Origin of the sequence: Bosea vestrisii (assembly GCF_030144325.1) — a bacterium.
Classification (GTDB): Bacteria; Pseudomonadota; Alphaproteobacteria; order Rhizobiales; family Beijerinckiaceae; genus Allobosea; species Allobosea vestrisii_A.
This window is the reverse complement of sequence record NZ_CP126307.1, coordinates 3314134-3327869: the sequence shown is the minus strand read 5'-3', so window position 1 is coordinate 3327869 and position 13736 is coordinate 3314134. Positions and strand designations below refer to the sequence as shown.

The following is a 13736-nucleotide window of genomic DNA, read 5'->3' as shown; positions in this document are numbered from 1 at the left end:
GCGAGAGCGTCTTGACCGCGGTCGCCCGCCTCACACTGCAGAATTTCCGCTCCTACCCGGCCCTCGATCTTGCGATCGAGGGCCGGCTCGTTGCGCTGTGCGGCGAGAACGGCGCCGGCAAGACCAATCTCCTCGAAGCGCTTTCGCTGTTCGCCCCCGGCCGCGGCCTTAGACGCTCCGATCTTGCCGACATGGCGCGCCAACCCGGCGATGGTGGCTTTGCCGTCTCGATCGCGCTCGCCGATGACGGGGCAAGGCTCGGGATCGGGCTGGAGGCTCCCGATGCCGAGGGGCGCCGGGCGCGGATCGCCCGTATCGACGGTGTCTCGGCCGGTTCGGCGCTCGCCTTCAGCGATTATCTGCGCCTGGTCTGGCTGACGCCCGATCTAGACGGACTGTTCCGTGGCTCGGCCGGCGAGCGCCGCCGCTTCCTCGACCGGCTGGTGCTGGCGGTCGATCCCGGCCATGGCACACGCTCGAACGCGCTCGAAAAAGCGCTGCGCTCGCGCAATCGAATCCTCGAGGAGAACCCGCACCAGCAGCGCTGGCTCGACGCGGTCGAGCGCGAGATCGCCGAACTCGGCGTCGCCGTCGCCGCTGCCCGGGCCGAGACGGTGGCGCGGCTCTCCGCCATCATCGCCCAGAACCACGATGACACCTCGCCTTTCCCACAAGCCGAGATTGCCCTGGAGGGGGAGATCGACGCCATGGTCGCGAGCCTGCCGGCGCTCGATGCCGAGGATCGCTATCGCGAATTGCTGGCTCAGATGCGCCCGCGCGACAAGGCTGCCGGGCGCACGCTCACCGGGCCGCAGGCTTCCGACCTCGCCGTACGCCATGCGGCCAAGGACATCCCGGCCGGACAAGGTTCGACCGGCGAGCAGAAGGCGCTGCTGATCGGCCTCGTTCTCGCCCATGCGCGCCTCGTCGCGACGATGAGCGACCTGCCGCCGCTCGTCCTGCTCGACGAAGTCGCCGCGCATCTCGATCCGCGCCGGCGCGCGGCGCTCTACGGAACCCTTGCTGAGCTCGGCTGCCAGGTCTGGATGACAGGGGCCGACCCGGCCCTTTTCGGCGATCTCCCGCCCGGAGCGCAGCGCTTCCTGGTCACCCCCGGCGAGGTTCGGCCGACGCCCTAGCCGGCACGACGTCAGCGCAGCAGGTGACGCTAAGGGTGGTTAACCATTTTGAGCGACGCTCCCAGCGATGCATCCCTCGCAACCGTCCTTCACGCAGGCTGAAGCTGCGATCGCCAGCCGCCTGCTGACGATCCTGGAGCCGCATTTCGACGCCTCGGTGCGCAAGCTCTATGTGAAGACGTTTGGCCGCGATCTCGACCAGCTCGACATCTTCGCCGACGAGCAGCTAAAATACCGCAAGCTGTTCAAGCTCGAATTCGATGAGCGCTACCGGCTGGCGAAGCTGCGCATCGTCGCCCGCGCGAATGATCGCGACATCCTGCTCGCCGACTACCCGCAGTTCTTCATCGAGGACTTCTCGAATTTCCTCGCCGTCTTGGTCGCGCGCTGGAAGCGGCGCTGGGGGCCGGTCGACGTGGCGCTGCATGTGTTCACCAAGATCATGCTGACCGACATCTCCTATTCGCTCGCCTGTTTTGACGAAGCGCTCGAAAGCGACGTCAACGACCGCCTCGGCGCGCTGGAGAACGGCTTTCGCGACGGAATCGCCGAACGCATCTCGACGATCGAGGCCAGCATGGGAGATGTCGCCGGGTTCTCTGGCCAGCTCTCGACCAAGGCCGGTGCGACGCTGTCGGCACTCGCCGTCACCCAGGAGCGGCCGGAGCAGGTCGCCGCCTCCGTCGCCGAAATCGTTGCCGCGACGCGGCAATTCGAGCTCGCCAGCGCGCGCATATCGCAGGAAACGGCCGGCTCGAGCCGCGCCACCCAAGCAGCGAACGCCGAATGCCACGCGATCAGCGACAGCGTCGCCCTGCTGCAGCAGGCCAGCGACCGCATCGGCAGCCTGGTCGAGCTGATCCGTAGCCTGGCAGCGCAGACCAATTTGCTGGCGCTCAACGCGACCATCGAGGCTGCTCGCGCCGGCGAGGCGGGCAAGGGCTTCGCCGTCGTCGCAGCCGAGGTCAAGTCGCTCGCCACCGCAACCAACAATGCGACCGAGACCATCCGCCAGGGCGTCAGCGAGGTTGCCAATGCCGGGCGCGCCATCGGAGAAGCGGTGCGGGGGCTCGGCCAGACCATGCAGACGCTGCAGGACAGCGCCGGCGTCGTTGCCGAGTCCGTTGCGGGGCAGGCCAGCCATATCCGCTCGATCGCTGAGCGGGCGGAAAGCTCGTCTTCGGGCGTCGACGCCATCGCGCGCCATGCCGCACTCGTCGAGGGACTTGCCAGCGAAGCTGCTGCCCTCGCCCAGCAGGTCGACGACCGGGTCCGGGCGACCTCATCGCAATCGCAGGCGCTGGAACAGTCGATCGGTGACTTCCTCGGCTCCGTTGCCAAGGCCCGCGCCGAGAGACGGCGCGGTCGGATCCGCCAAACCGGCTGATCCCTCCCATCACGCATGACGATGGGACACGTCCGCCGCAGGCTGCTAGTCTGAGCGCAACAACCCGACATGAGGGAGCAACGCCCGATGGATCTCGCCGGATTGCTGGTTTTCGCCGGTGTCTATTTTCTCGCCGTCGCCTCGCCCGGCCCAGGCATCGCCGCGATCGTGGCGCGCTCGCTCTCAACCGGCTTCCCGCGGGCCGTGCCTTTCGTGCTCGGCATCGCGGCCGGCGATCTGGTCTGGCTGGCCTTCTCGGCGCTCGGCCTGTCCGTGCTGATGCAGAGCTTCCACGGCCTGTTCCTGGTGATCAAGTACGCCGGCTGCGCCTATCTGATCTATCTCGCCTGGAAGCTCTGGACCGCGCCGGTGAAGAGCTTGGAAAACCAGCCGGCGATGCGCGGCGAGGGCGTCCGCCTCTTCCTCGGCGGCGTCGCGCTGACGCTCGGCAATCCCAAGGTGATGGTGTTCTTCGTCTCGATCCTGCCGCTGATCGTCGACCTGCAGGCGATCACGCCGCTCGCCTTCGTCGAGGTCGCCGTGCTGACGATGCTGATCATCAACACGACCCTGCTCGGCTATGCCTTCGCCGCCGACCGGGCGCGGCGGCTGGTGGCGAGCCCCAAGACCATGCGCCGGATCAACCGCGTCACCGGCGGCGTGATGGCCGGTGCTGCGGCAGCGATCGCGGCGCGCGGCTGAGATGGAAGGCATCGCGGCAAAACCACGCGCCATTCGCCGCGAGGACTGGTCCGAGACCCCCGGCGAATGGCATGGCGAGGTCCAGGGCTTCGGCGGCGAGGTCTCGCTGATCTTCGTTCGGGCAGAACCGGGCAAGGGGCCAAGGCTGCACAGCCACCCCTACCCCGAGACCTTCATCGTGCGCGCCGGCCGGGCGCTCTACACGATCGGCGACCGGGAGATCGAGGCGGGGCCGGGAGAAATCCTGGTCGTGCCGGCCGGCGTACCGCACAAATTCCGCAGTCTCGGGCCGGAGACGCTGGAATCGATCGACATCCACGCCAGCGAGCGCTTCGCCACCGACTGGCTGGAGTAGACTTCCCTCAGCGCCCGCCGGCGGCCGCGATCAGCCTAGCGACCTCGCTCTGGCCGCGCTTGCGGGCATGCTGGAGCGGGCTGACGCCATCCTTGTCTGCGAGGTTGGGATCGGCGCCGGCATCAAGCACGAGTCTTGCCACCTGCTGATGGCGCGGGCCGCCATCGCCAAGAATCACGATCTCCAGAAGGCAGGTCCAGCCGAGATTGTTGACGTGGTTCACGTCGATGCCTGACGTCAGCAGCAGCTTCGCCGTCTCGACATGGGCGCGCTCGCAGGCCGGGATCAGCGCATTGCCGCCATAGCGGTTGCGGAGCGAGAGATCGGGCTTAAGCGGCAGCATGGCCGCGATGATCTCGGTGCGGCCACTTGCGCCGGCGAGCAGCCAGGGTGTGTCCTGGTTCGCGGCCTGAGCGTTCGGGCTGGCACCGGCGGCGAGTAGTGCCTTGGCGATGGCGACATGATTGCCGGCGACGGCGAGCAGGAGCGGCGTCTGCCTCTGGCCGTCGCGCTGTTCAAGATCGGCGCCGGCGGTGATCAGGCGGTTCACGGCCACAAGATCACCGCGACCCGCCGCTCCGAGCAGCCCGGTCTGTGCCTCGCTTGTCCCCGCCATCAGCAACACTCCCACCAGGATCGCGGCAGCGCGCAGCAACCGCCTCATCGCCCGCTGTCAAGCAGGCGCCCGACCACCTTGGCGGTATAATCGACCATCGGCACGATCCGGGCATAGTTCAATCGCGTCGGGCCGATGATGCCGACGACGCCGACGATGCGCTGGCCGCCATCGCGGAAGGGCGCGGCGATGATCGACGAGCCCGACATCGAGAACAGGTTGTTCTCCGAGCCGATGAAGATGCGCACGCCGTCGCCGGCCTCGGCGCGCGAGAGCAGGTCGATCAGCTCGGTCTGCGTCTCCAGATCGGCGAAGAGCAGGCGGATGCGCTCGAGGTCCTCCTGCGCCTTCAGATCCTCGAGCAGATTGGCCTGGCCGCGCACGATCAGGTGCCGATCGCTGGAGGGGCCGGAGCTCGTCGCGATGCCCGTCTCGACCAGCCGGGCGGTCAGTTCGTCGAGCTCGCGCTCCATCTGCGAGCGGCTGTCGGCGATCTCGCGGCGCAGTTCATCCAGCGTCTTGCCGACGATGCGCGCATTGAGGAAGTTGCCGGCCTCGACCAGCGCCGAAGCGGGCAGTCCTGGCGGCAGCGCCAGGATGCGGTTCTCGACCGTGCCGTCATCGGCGACGAGGACGACGAGCGCGCGGGCAGCATCGAGCCGGACGAATTCGATATGGCGCAGGCGAGCATTGGCCTTGGTGGTGACGACGACGCCGGCACCGCGCGACAGCCCCGAAAGCAGCGCCGAAGCCTCGGTCAGCGTCTGGTCGAGCGAGCGGCTGCTCGCGGCTGCCCTGATCTGCACCTCGATGCGAGCCCGCTCCTCCGAGGTCAGATTGCCGACCTCCATCATGCCGTCGACGAAGAAACGCAGGCCCCGCTCGGTCGGCAGGCGTCCGGCCGAGGTATGCGGCGCATAGATCAGCCCGGCCATTTCGAGATCGGTCATGACGTTGCGTACCGTCGCCGGCGAGAGTGCGATCGGCAGCAGGCGGGCGATGTTGCGCGAGCCGACCGGCTCGCCGGTGGTCAGGTAACCGTCGACGATCTGGCGAAAGATCTCGCGCGAGCGCTGGTCGATCTCGACCAGGCCGCCGGGCGAATCCGGGCGGGTATGGGCGCTCATCGCCTCGTGAACAGCCTGATGACCATGGCCCATTGTCCCCGGCGCGCGCGGCAGGATCAAGCCCTCATGACCGGCTCGCCTTGCCGCTCTCCGGTTAAACGCCTACAAGCCGCGAATTCAGAAGACAGGATGGCACGATGAGACCCTCGAAGCGCGCAGCCGACGAGATGCGCAAGGTCACGCTGGAACGTGGCGTGGTCCGCTATGCGGAAGGGTCGTGCATGGTGAGCTTCGGCGAGACCAAGGTGCTCTGCGCTGCCACCGTCGAGGAAAAAGGGCCGCCGTGGTTGCGCGGCACCGGCAAGGGCTGGGTCACCGCGGAGTATTCGATGCTGCCGCGCGCCACCCATGAGCGCACCCGTCGCGAGGTCACCTCGGGCAAGCCCTCGGGCCGGACGCAGGAGATCCAGCGCCTGATCGGACGCAGCTTGCGCGCCGTGGTCGACCTGACCGCGATCGGCGAGCGCCAGATCGTCGTCGATTGCGATGTGCTCCAGGCCGATGGCGGCACCCGCACCGCCTCGATCACCGGCGCCTGGGTCGCGCTGCACGACGCGCTGAAATGGATGGAAGGGCGCGGCCTGCTCAAGGGCGCCAATCCGCTGAAGGACCATGTCGCGGCGATCTCCTGCGGCGTCGTCGCCGGCAATCCCGTCATCGACCTCGACTATGTCGAGGATTCCGGCGCACAGACCGATGCGAATTTCGTCATCACCGGCTCTGGCGGCCTCGTCGAGGTCCAGGGCACCGCAGAAGGCGCCCCCTTCAGCGAGGAAGAGCTGATGGCGCTGCTCAAGCTCGCCAAGGGTGGTATCGGCAAGCTGGTGACCCTGCAGAAGGCTACGGTGGCCTGACGCCATGAGCGCGAACCGCCTCCTCAACGGCAAGGTCGTGATCGCGACCCACAACCAGGGCAAACTGCGCGAGATGCGCGAGCTTCTGGCGCCCTATGGGATCGAGCTGGTCTCAGCCGGCGAGCTCGGCCTGCCGGAGCCCGAGGAGGACGGTCACATGTTCGCGGAGAACGCCGCGATCAAGGCGGTCGCGGCGGCTCAGGCGTCGGGCCTGCCGGCGCTGGCCGACGATTCCGGCGTCTGCATCGACGCGCTCGATGGCGCACCCGGCCTGTTCTCGGCGAACTGGGCCGGGCCAGGCAAGGATTTCACCCCGGCGCTGGCCCGCGTCCAGATGGAACTCGCCAAGCGCGGCGCGACCACGCCGGACCAGCGCAAGGCGCATTTCGTCTCGGCGCTGGTGATCGCCTGGCCGGACGGGCATCAGGAGCTGTTCGAGGGCCGCGTCTTCGGCGAGATCGTCAACGCGCCGCGCGGGCTTTCCGGCTTCGGCTACGACCCGATCTTCCAGCCGGCCGGTCATGCCAAGACCTTCGGCGAGATGACGGCGGAAGAGAAGCACGGCATCCCGCAGGACGGCTCGCCCGGCCTGTCGCACCGGGCCCGTGCTTTCCATGTCCTGGCCGCCGCCTGCCTGAGGACGCCCGCTTGATGGCCGCAGCCGCCCTTGCCGCGCGGCGACCCGGCGTGCCGGCACATCCGACTGCGGATGCCGGCTTCGCCGTCTATGTGCACTGGCCGTTCTGCCTGGCCAAATGCCCCTATTGCGACTTCAACTCCCATGTCCGGCATCAACCGCCGGACCAGGCGCGCTACATCGCCGCCTTCCGCCGCGAGATCGCCCAGCGCGCTGAGCTCGCGCCGGGACGCACGGTCAACTCGATCTTCTTCGGCGGTGGCACGCCTTCGCTGATGGAGGGAGCGACTGTCGGCGCGATCCTCGACGCGATCGGCGAGCACTGGACCGTCGATCCGAATTGCGAGGTCTCGCTCGAAGCCAATCCGACCAGCGTCGAGGCCAGCCGCTTCCGCGATTTCCGGGCGGCGGGCGTCAACCGCGTCTCGCTCGGCGTGCAGGCGCTGAACGATACCGATCTCAAGGCGCTCGGCCGGATGCATTCGGCCCAGGAAGCGCTCGATGCGGTCGCGATCGCGCGGCGCTATTTCGAGCGCTACTCTTTCGACCTGATCTATGCCCGCTCGCCCACGCAGACCCCGGCGCTCTGGCAGGCCGAGCTCGAACTGGCGATCAGCCATGCCGCCGAGCATCTCTCGCTCTACCAGCTCACCATCGAGCCCGGCACCGCCTTCGAGCAGCTCTTCCGCGCCGGCAAGCTCGCCATTCCCGACCCCGATGCGGGCGCGGCGCTGTACGAGCTGACGCAGGAGATCACAGCCAAGCACGGCCTGCCGGTCTACGAGATCTCGAACCATGCCCGGCCGGGCGCGGAATGCCGGCACAACCTGGTCTACTGGCACTATGGCGAATATGCCGGCATCGGCCCGGGCGCCCATGGCCGGCTGGTGACCGCGGATGGGCGCTTTGCGCAATCGACCGAGAAGCGGCCCGAGACCTGGCTGGAGCGGATCGAGGCCGGCAGCGACGCACTGGTCGAGAACGAGCGGCTCTCGACCGAAGCGCAGGGGGACGAATACCTGCTGATGGGCCTCCGACTTGTCGAAGGCATCGATCTCGACGTCTTCGAGGGGCTGGCCGGCCGGAAGCTCAACGGAAACCGGATCGGCAGCCTGATCGCCGAAGGCTTCCTCACCCGCAAGCCGAATGGGCGGCTCGCCGCGACGCCGGAAGGCGCCCTGCTGCTCGACGCTCTCGTTGCGGATCTGGCGGCCTGAAGACCATCGCGGCGCCGCGCTCCGGACTCGATATCATTAAACCGATTTAAGTCGATGAGAAGCCCTGCTCGGACAGGGCTTGCCATGACGAAACGTCAGCTTGCCGCCACGTCACCGCCGCAATCGGCGCCCCCGATGCTAACCGCAAGGACGGGACAGTCCGGCTCAGGGAGGTCACGATGCAGCAGAACAAGATCGACGAAACGCGCCCGGCGCTGTCGCGCCGCCGCTTGTTGCAGGTCGCGGGAGCAGGCGCGCTTGCAGCCGCCGCCGATACGGCCCTGGCGCAGGCTCCGGCCGCCCGCCCCGGGCCGCCGAGCACGATCACCAGCCCGCCGCGCGATTTCAGCCGCAGCGGCGCGCCGACGACCTATTTCTGGGACCCAGATGTTATCGCGGTCGATCCGGCCTTCGAGGGCCTGGCCCAGCCGAATGCGCCGATCCAGCGGCTCTGGACCGGCGCGCTCTGGGCGGAAGGGCCAGCCTGGAACGCGCAGGGGCGCTATCTCGTCTGGAGCGACATCCCGAACAACCGGCAGATGCGCTGGCTCGAGGATGATGGCCGCGTCAGCGTTTTCCGTACGCCTTCGGGCAACAGCAACGGCAACAGCTTCGACTTCCAGGGCCGGCAGCTCTCCTGCGAGCATCTCAACCGCCGCGTCGTGCGCTACGAGCTCGACGGCTCGGTGACGATCCTCGCCGACAGGTTCGACGGCAAGCGGCTGAATTCGCCCAACGACGTCGTTCAGCACACCGACGGCAGCTACTGGTTCACCGATCCGCCCTATGGCGGCCAGCTCTACGAGGGCGCGCCCGATGCGGCCGGCGGGCCGAGCAACACCAGCGGCAAGATCAATCCCCGCCTCGGGCAACCGCCGGAGATCGGCTTCTACAAGCGCGAGCTGCCGACGAACTGCTACCGGATCGATCCGAGCGGCCGGGTCGACCTCGTCGTCACCGAGCAACAGGTGCCGGACCCGAACGGCTTGTGCTTCTCGCCCGACTTCAAGAAGCTCTATGTCGCCTCGACCGGCAAGGGTCCGGGCGATACCGGCCCGGGCGGCAAGGGCGACATCCATGTCTTCGACGTCGGCGCCGACAACAAGCTCTCGAACGGCAAGCTGTTCTCGGACTGCATGGTCGACGGGGTGAAATGCGGGCCGGACGGGCTGCGCTGCGACGTGCAGGGCAATCTCTGGGCGTCCAGCAATGCCGGCCGCGCGGTCGGCTACAACGGCGTGCTCTGCTTCAGCCCCGAGGGCAAGCTGATCGGCCGGATCCGGTTGCCGGAGGTCTGCGGCAATGTCTGCTTCGGCGGGCCGAAGCGCAACCGGCTGTTCATGGCGGCGAGCCAGTCGATCTACGCGGTCTATCTTGGCACGCAAGGCGCCGGGCCGGCCTGAAGCGTCAGCTCAGGCCTCGTCCTGCTTAGGCCGCTCCTGTTCCGCAGGGTCGGCCTCGGCTTCCGGCTTCGGCTGGTCGGCGTAGAGCTTGGGCAGGTAGGTCTCGTACCAGGCCTTCAGCTCGGCCAGCGCCGGATGCTCGAGATTGCGGCGCAGATAGGCTTCGATCCGCGGCAGATGCTTGAGATAGCCCGGCTTGCCGTCACGCCGATCGAGCCTGGCGAAGATACCGGCGATCTTGGTGTTGCGCTGCGCACCGAGGATCGCATAGGCGCGGGCAAAGCCCGGCAGGTCGAAGCCGGGATCGGTGCCGCGCCGTGCCCCGGCATAGGCAGCAAGCAGGCGCAATTCCAGCGCCGCCGGCACGTCGACCCGGGCATCCTGCCCGAGCGCGACGAGATCATAGCCGGGATGGCCAAGCACTGCGTCCTGAAATCGATCAGGCCGAGCCTGGCATGGCCGACGCGATCCGCCAGCCAGAGCAGGTTCGGCGAGTGATAGTCGCGCAGCGTCCAGGTCGCCGGCGTCTCGAAGAGCTCGTCGAACAGCTTGTCCCAGATGCGGCTGAACTCCGCCCGCGTCACCGCCGGCAAGGTCACGCCGGCGATATGCGGGCCGTACCAGTCGAGCACCAGTTCGGTTTCGATCGCGAGCGCCTCGCGGTCATAGTCCGGCAGGACGTGGTCGCGGCCTTCGGCGACCGGAAGGATCGTCGGGAGAGCGTGCCGGTGCAGCTCGGCAAGGAGGCGGGCCGCGGCCTCGTAGCGTTCGGGGATCGGACCATCCGCACCGACGACAGGCTCGTCCCCGAGATCCTCGATCAGCAGCAGGCCGGTGACGAGGTCCTGCGCCAGGATCGCCGGCGCGGAGAGGCCGAGCGAACGCAAACCCTTGTCCATGGCGACGAAGGCGTCGACGGTTTCGGCGAGATGGGCGATGGCGCTGTAGGGCTTGCCCTGGCGGATCGCCGGCCCGTCGGCCCGCGGCGGCGAGATCATCAGGATCGCGGTCTCGCCTGAGGGCCTGATCAGGCGCTCATAGGCGCGGCTGGAGGCATCGCCCAGCATGAATTCGCGCCGCGCCTCGCTCCAGCCGGCCTCGTCGATCAGTTGCCGCGCGCCGATGGCGAGCGACAGCCGCTGGCGCCAGAGCACGCCGCCGGAGAGTGTCGCGATCCGGCCCTGTTCGGGGTTTTCGGGATCAACCTCCAGCACGATGTCGAGCCGCCGGCCGGCCGGGAGCCGGGTGCCGGCCCGATCCGGCCATTCGACAATGGTGATCGCAAGATCGAGATCCTCGACCAGGCCGATATCGTCGAGCTCGTCAGGATTGCGGACGCGGTAGAGATCGGCGTGCAGCAGGAGCCCGCGCGGGCTGTCATAGCTCTGGACCAGAGTGAAAGTCGGGCTCGGCGCTTCCAAACCGGGATCGTCGGTGAGGCGGCGCAGCATGGCGCGGGCCAGCAGCGACTTGCCGGCGCCGAGATGGCCTGACAGCGCGACGATGTCACCGGTCTTGAGGATGTCGGCGATGTCCTGCGCCAGCCGCACCGTCGCGGCCTCGGTCGACAGGACGACGACATGGCTGCCCGTCCGCGCGGCTTCGTCACTCATTCCGCCGCGTCCGAGATGCGCATGCCTTCAGGCGGGAAGACGGCGGTGACACGCGTGCCCTGACCGAGGGCGGAATCGAGCTCGACGCGGCCGCCATGCAGTTCGACGATCGAGCGCACCATCGACAGGCCGAGCCCGACGCCACGATGGCGCGAGCCGAGCGAATGGCTCTCGAACCGGTCGAACACCTTCTCCTTGACCTCGTCCGGGATGCCGCGGCCCTCGTCGGCGACGGTGATGCGGATCTCGCCGCCGATCCGGCCGGCGCTGACGCGGATGGTCTGGCCCGGCTGGGAGAAGCCGATCGCATTCGAGAGCAGATTGAACAGGATCTGGCGCAGGCGCTTGGGATCGGCGCGCAGCGGGCCGGTCTGGGGGGCGATGTCGACCTGGAGCCTGAGCTTGCTGTCGGTGAGGCGGTCCTGCAGGCCGGTCGCAGCCTGGGCGATGCTCTTGGCGACGTCGACCTCCTCGAGATCGAGCGCGAGCGCACCATTGTCGATCGAGGCAAGGTCGAGAATGTCGTTGATGATGGCGAGCAGCGCCCCGGAGGAACGAACGATGTGGCCGGAATAGTCACGCTGCTTGTCGTTCAGCGGGCCGACCGTCTCCTCGCCGAGCAATTGCGCGAAGCCGATGATGTTGGTCAGCGGCGAGCGCAATTCATAGGAGACGTGATGGACGAACTCCTCGCGCAGGCGCGAGGCCTTCTCCAAGGCGTCGTTGCGCTCGGTCAGCGCCCGCTCGACGTTCACGCCTGCGGTGACATCGGCAAAGGTGATCAGCGTTGCACCATCCGGCAGCGGTGCGGCAGTGCAGTCGAGCACCATGCCGTCCCGGCGCTCCATATGGCAGCGATAATCCTCGCGCGCATCGCGCACGCCGGCGACCGCGCTGCGGATTTCGGTCCACACGGCATCGTCCGGGAAGAGCGGCCGGCTCAGGCTGACGACCTCGTCGATATGCGGCGCGGTGGCGGTGCGCTCAGGCGAGAGCTTCCAGAGCTGGGCGAAGGCCGGGTTGGAGAGCTTGAGGCGACCATCCGAGCCAAACACGGCGACGCCTTCACGCAAGGAATCGAGCGTCTCGCGCTGGGTACGTGAGAGCGCATTGAAGCGCGATTCGAGTGTGAAGCGCTCGGTCTCATCGTCAAAGAGATAGGTGACGCCGCCCTGGGGGTTCGGGCTGGCAATGACATGGATGGTGCGGCCATCGGGCAGGTACCACCAATCCTCGCTGGCGCGCGTCGCGGTGTAGGCGGCGTGCACCGAGGCCTTCCAGGTTCGATAATCGCCAAGCTCGGGCAGGCGGCGCTCGGTGCGCAGACGATCGAGGATCTCGCCGTCGCCGGGCGCACTATCGAGAAAGCCCGGGTCGAGCGACCAGAGGGCCTCGTAGCCGCTATTGCGATAGACCAGCCGCTGCGAGGCGTCGAAGACGGCGACGCCGGTCTTCAGCCGGTCGAGGGTACGCACATGCGCATCCATCTGGCGCTGCAGATCGGCGCGGACCGCCTCCAGCTCGCTCATGTCGGTAGCGATGCCGGCATAGCCCGAGGGCGTCGGCGTTTCCAGGATATCGACGATCCGGCGCTGGCCAGCCATGACGACGGGCGCACGCAGCTGGAAGACCCGGCCGTCCTTGCGGGCCTTCGTAGCCGCCTCGCGCTCGCTGCGGTCGAAGAGCTCCAGCCCGGCCTGGGCCGCCTGCTGGCCGTCGGTAGCCTCGACCGCCCGGGCATAGGCTCCGTTGACCCAGGTCAGGCGGCCATCGGTGGCGCGCGTCCAGACCGGCTGCGGCACGCCGGCGAGCAGAGTCGTCAGTGCGGCATGGTCGCTGGCGAGCTTGCTGAGTTCATCCTCCAGCGCCAGCGCCCGGGCGCGCTCACCGTCGACCTCGCGCAGCCGGATCACGGCGCGGCCGACCACGGGCCGGCCCTCGGCGTCGACATAGCGTCCAGCCTTCGCCTTGAAGGTGAAGGCGAAGGCTTCGCCATGCTCCTTGAGCGCTTCCGTCGCGAGTTCGAGCCGCTTTGCATCGGCCGGCGGAGCCCAGGTGCCATAGGCCAGCGCCGGTGCGGAGCCGCCAATGCCGAGGAAGCCGCTATCGCCCTCGATCACCGGACTCGCCTTCGGTCCGTGCCAGCTCAGCACCACCTGTCGATCCGCCGCGAGCAGTGCACCGAGGCGCTCCTGATGACCGCGTGTCGCCTCGAGGCCAGCGGCGAGCTCACCTTCCCGCCGGGTCCAGCGCGAGCGCTCGCGGACATAGAGGATCGAGGTGGTCGTAGCAAAGACGACGAGTCCGACGAAGATCATCGAGAGGCCGCCGGCGTTGAGCCAGTCGGCGCGCATGGGCAAGATAGCCTCGACTTGAGCCAAAGCGGGGGCCGGCGCCACGCCGGCAAGCCCGGGCAGGAGAAAGCGGACCGCTCCGTTCATCTCCTGTCCGACCTGCCTTGCCCGTCTCATTCCCGCGTCCGTCCTGTTCCAGACCAGCCTGTGGCCGCAATTGGCGAGGTGCCGTCGGCATGGCAGCCGATCATGGCTCCCCTTGAAGGACCCAAGCCCGCAACCTGCGCAAAGCCACCGCTGCACGAAACCGGACGCCACGTGCGAAGCCTGCCGGCAGCCCGAATCAGTGCCACTGTAATCACCGCAGGACTCCGTCAGGAAGTGCTTAATCG

The 13736-nt window shown here is 68.0% G+C and carries 12 protein-coding genes; 8 read left to right on the top strand and 4 right to left on the bottom strand.

The window, feature by feature from the left end; genetic code table 11:
* Positions 1 to 11: 11 nt before the first annotated feature.
* The 4 genes from recF to QO058_RS16500 all read left to right on the top strand — a co-directional run bounded on the left by recF (position 12) and on the right by QO058_RS16500 (position 3583).
* On the top strand, positions 12 to 1139 hold the full coding sequence (gene recF, locus QO058_RS16515; RefSeq protein WP_284167388.1) for a DNA replication/repair protein RecF: 1128 nt from the start codon (positions 12 to 14) through the stop codon (positions 1137 to 1139).
* 67 nt (positions 1140 to 1206) lie between these two features.
* Positions 1207 to 2526 carry a methyl-accepting chemotaxis protein gene (locus tag QO058_RS16510; RefSeq protein ID WP_284167387.1) on the top strand — a complete coding sequence of 440 codons (1320 nt, stop codon included), beginning with the start codon at positions 1207 to 1209 and terminating at the stop codon, positions 2524 to 2526.
* Positions 2527 to 2613: 87 nt separating this feature from the next.
* On the top strand, positions 2614 to 3228 hold the full coding sequence (locus QO058_RS16505) for a LysE family translocator (RefSeq protein WP_284167386.1): 615 nt from the start codon (positions 2614 to 2616) through the stop codon (positions 3226 to 3228).
* 1 nt (position 3229) lies between these two features.
* Positions 3230 to 3583 carry a cupin domain-containing protein gene (locus tag QO058_RS16500; protein ID WP_284167385.1) on the top strand — a complete coding sequence of 118 codons (354 nt, stop codon included), beginning with the start codon at positions 3230 to 3232 and terminating at the stop codon, positions 3581 to 3583.
* Between the two features lie 7 nt (positions 3584 to 3590).
* On the opposite strand, the gene QO058_RS16495 is transcribed toward QO058_RS16500, so the two are convergent.
* Together QO058_RS16495 and hrcA are read right to left on the bottom strand one after the other, a co-directional pair.
* Positions 3591 to 4199, bottom strand: coding sequence for an ankyrin repeat domain-containing protein (locus tag QO058_RS16495; protein ID WP_284167384.1), 609 nt, complete (start codon positions 4197 to 4199; stop codon positions 3591 to 3593).
* A gap of 44 nt (positions 4200 to 4243) precedes the next feature.
* Positions 4244 to 5326, bottom strand: a complete 1083-nt coding sequence (hrcA, locus tag QO058_RS16490) for a heat-inducible transcriptional repressor HrcA (protein WP_284167383.1) — start codon at positions 5324 to 5326, stop codon at positions 4244 to 4246.
* 137 nt (positions 5327 to 5463) lie between these two features.
* On the opposite strand from hrcA, the gene rph reads away from it, so the two are divergent.
* The 4 genes from rph to QO058_RS16470 all read left to right on the top strand — a co-directional run bounded on the left by rph (position 5464) and on the right by QO058_RS16470 (position 9437).
* Positions 5464 to 6180, top strand: coding sequence for a ribonuclease PH (rph, locus tag QO058_RS16485; RefSeq protein WP_284167382.1), 717 nt, complete (start codon positions 5464 to 5466; stop codon positions 6178 to 6180).
* Positions 6181 to 6184: 4 nt separating this feature from the next.
* Positions 6185 to 6832 (top strand): RdgB/HAM1 family non-canonical purine NTP pyrophosphatase, encoded by a 648-nt coding sequence (gene rdgB, locus QO058_RS16480; protein WP_284167381.1) that lies wholly within the window; start codon positions 6185 to 6187, stop codon positions 6830 to 6832.
* On the top strand, positions 6832 to 8034 hold the full coding sequence (gene hemW, locus QO058_RS16475) for a radical SAM family heme chaperone HemW (protein WP_284167380.1): 1203 nt from the start codon (positions 6832 to 6834) through the stop codon (positions 8032 to 8034). Before rdgB ends, hemW begins: the two co-directional genes overlap by 1 nt.
* Positions 8035 to 8213: 179 nt before the next feature.
* Positions 8214 to 9437, top strand: a complete 1224-nt coding sequence (locus tag QO058_RS16470; RefSeq protein ID WP_284167379.1) for an SMP-30/gluconolactonase/LRE family protein — start codon at positions 8214 to 8216, stop codon at positions 9435 to 9437.
* A gap of 116 nt (positions 9438 to 9553) precedes the next feature.
* Here QO058_RS16470 and tsaE read toward each other — a convergent pair whose 3' ends face one another.
* A complete protein-coding gene (gene tsaE, locus QO058_RS16465) occupies positions 9554 to 11050 on the bottom strand; it encodes a tRNA (adenosine(37)-N6)-threonylcarbamoyltransferase complex ATPase subunit type 1 TsaE (protein ID WP_284167378.1) in 1497 nt (498 codons plus the stop codon).
* Positions 11047 to 13491: a sensor histidine kinase gene (locus QO058_RS16460; protein ID WP_284167377.1), complete on the bottom strand. Its 2445-nt coding sequence runs from the start codon at positions 13489 to 13491 to the stop codon at positions 11047 to 11049. Before QO058_RS16460 ends, tsaE begins: the two co-directional genes overlap by 4 nt.
* Positions 13492 to 13736: the final 245 nt, after the last annotated feature.

What these genes read in the sequence shown, in the direction of transcription:
- QO058_RS16510 (WP_284167387.1), top strand. Translation starts at nt 1,207, where the DNA reads ATGCATCCCTCGCAACCGTCCTTCACGCAGGCTGAAGCTGCGATCGCC.
- QO058_RS16505 (WP_284167386.1), top strand. Translation starts at nt 2,614, where the DNA reads ATGGATCTCGCCGGATTGCTGGTTTTCGCCGGTGTCTATTTTCTCGCC.
- QO058_RS16500 (WP_284167385.1), top strand. Translation starts at nt 3,230, where the DNA reads ATGGAAGGCATCGCGGCAAAACCACGCGCCATTCGCCGCGAGGACTGG.
- QO058_RS16495 (WP_284167384.1), bottom strand. Translation starts at nt 4,199, where the DNA reads ATGGCGGGGACAAGCGAGGCACAGACCGGGCTGCTCGGAGCGGCGGGT.
- hrcA (WP_284167383.1), bottom strand. Translation starts at nt 5,326, where the DNA reads ATGAGCGCCCATACCCGCCCGGATTCGCCCGGCGGCCTGGTCGAGATC.
- rph (WP_284167382.1), top strand. Translation starts at nt 5,464, where the DNA reads ATGAGACCCTCGAAGCGCGCAGCCGACGAGATGCGCAAGGTCACGCTG.
- rdgB (WP_284167381.1), top strand. Translation starts at nt 6,185, where the DNA reads ATGAGCGCGAACCGCCTCCTCAACGGCAAGGTCGTGATCGCGACCCAC.
- hemW (WP_284167380.1), top strand. Translation starts at nt 6,832, where the DNA reads ATGGCCGCAGCCGCCCTTGCCGCGCGGCGACCCGGCGTGCCGGCACAT.
- QO058_RS16470 (WP_284167379.1), top strand. Translation starts at nt 8,214, where the DNA reads ATGCAGCAGAACAAGATCGACGAAACGCGCCCGGCGCTGTCGCGCCGC.
- tsaE (WP_284167378.1), bottom strand. Translation starts at nt 11,050, where the DNA reads ATGAGTGACGAAGCCGCGCGGACGGGCAGCCATGTCGTCGTCCTGTCG.
- QO058_RS16460 (WP_284167377.1), bottom strand. Translation starts at nt 13,491, where the DNA reads ATGAACGGAGCGGTCCGCTTTCTCCTGCCCGGGCTTGCCGGCGTGGCG.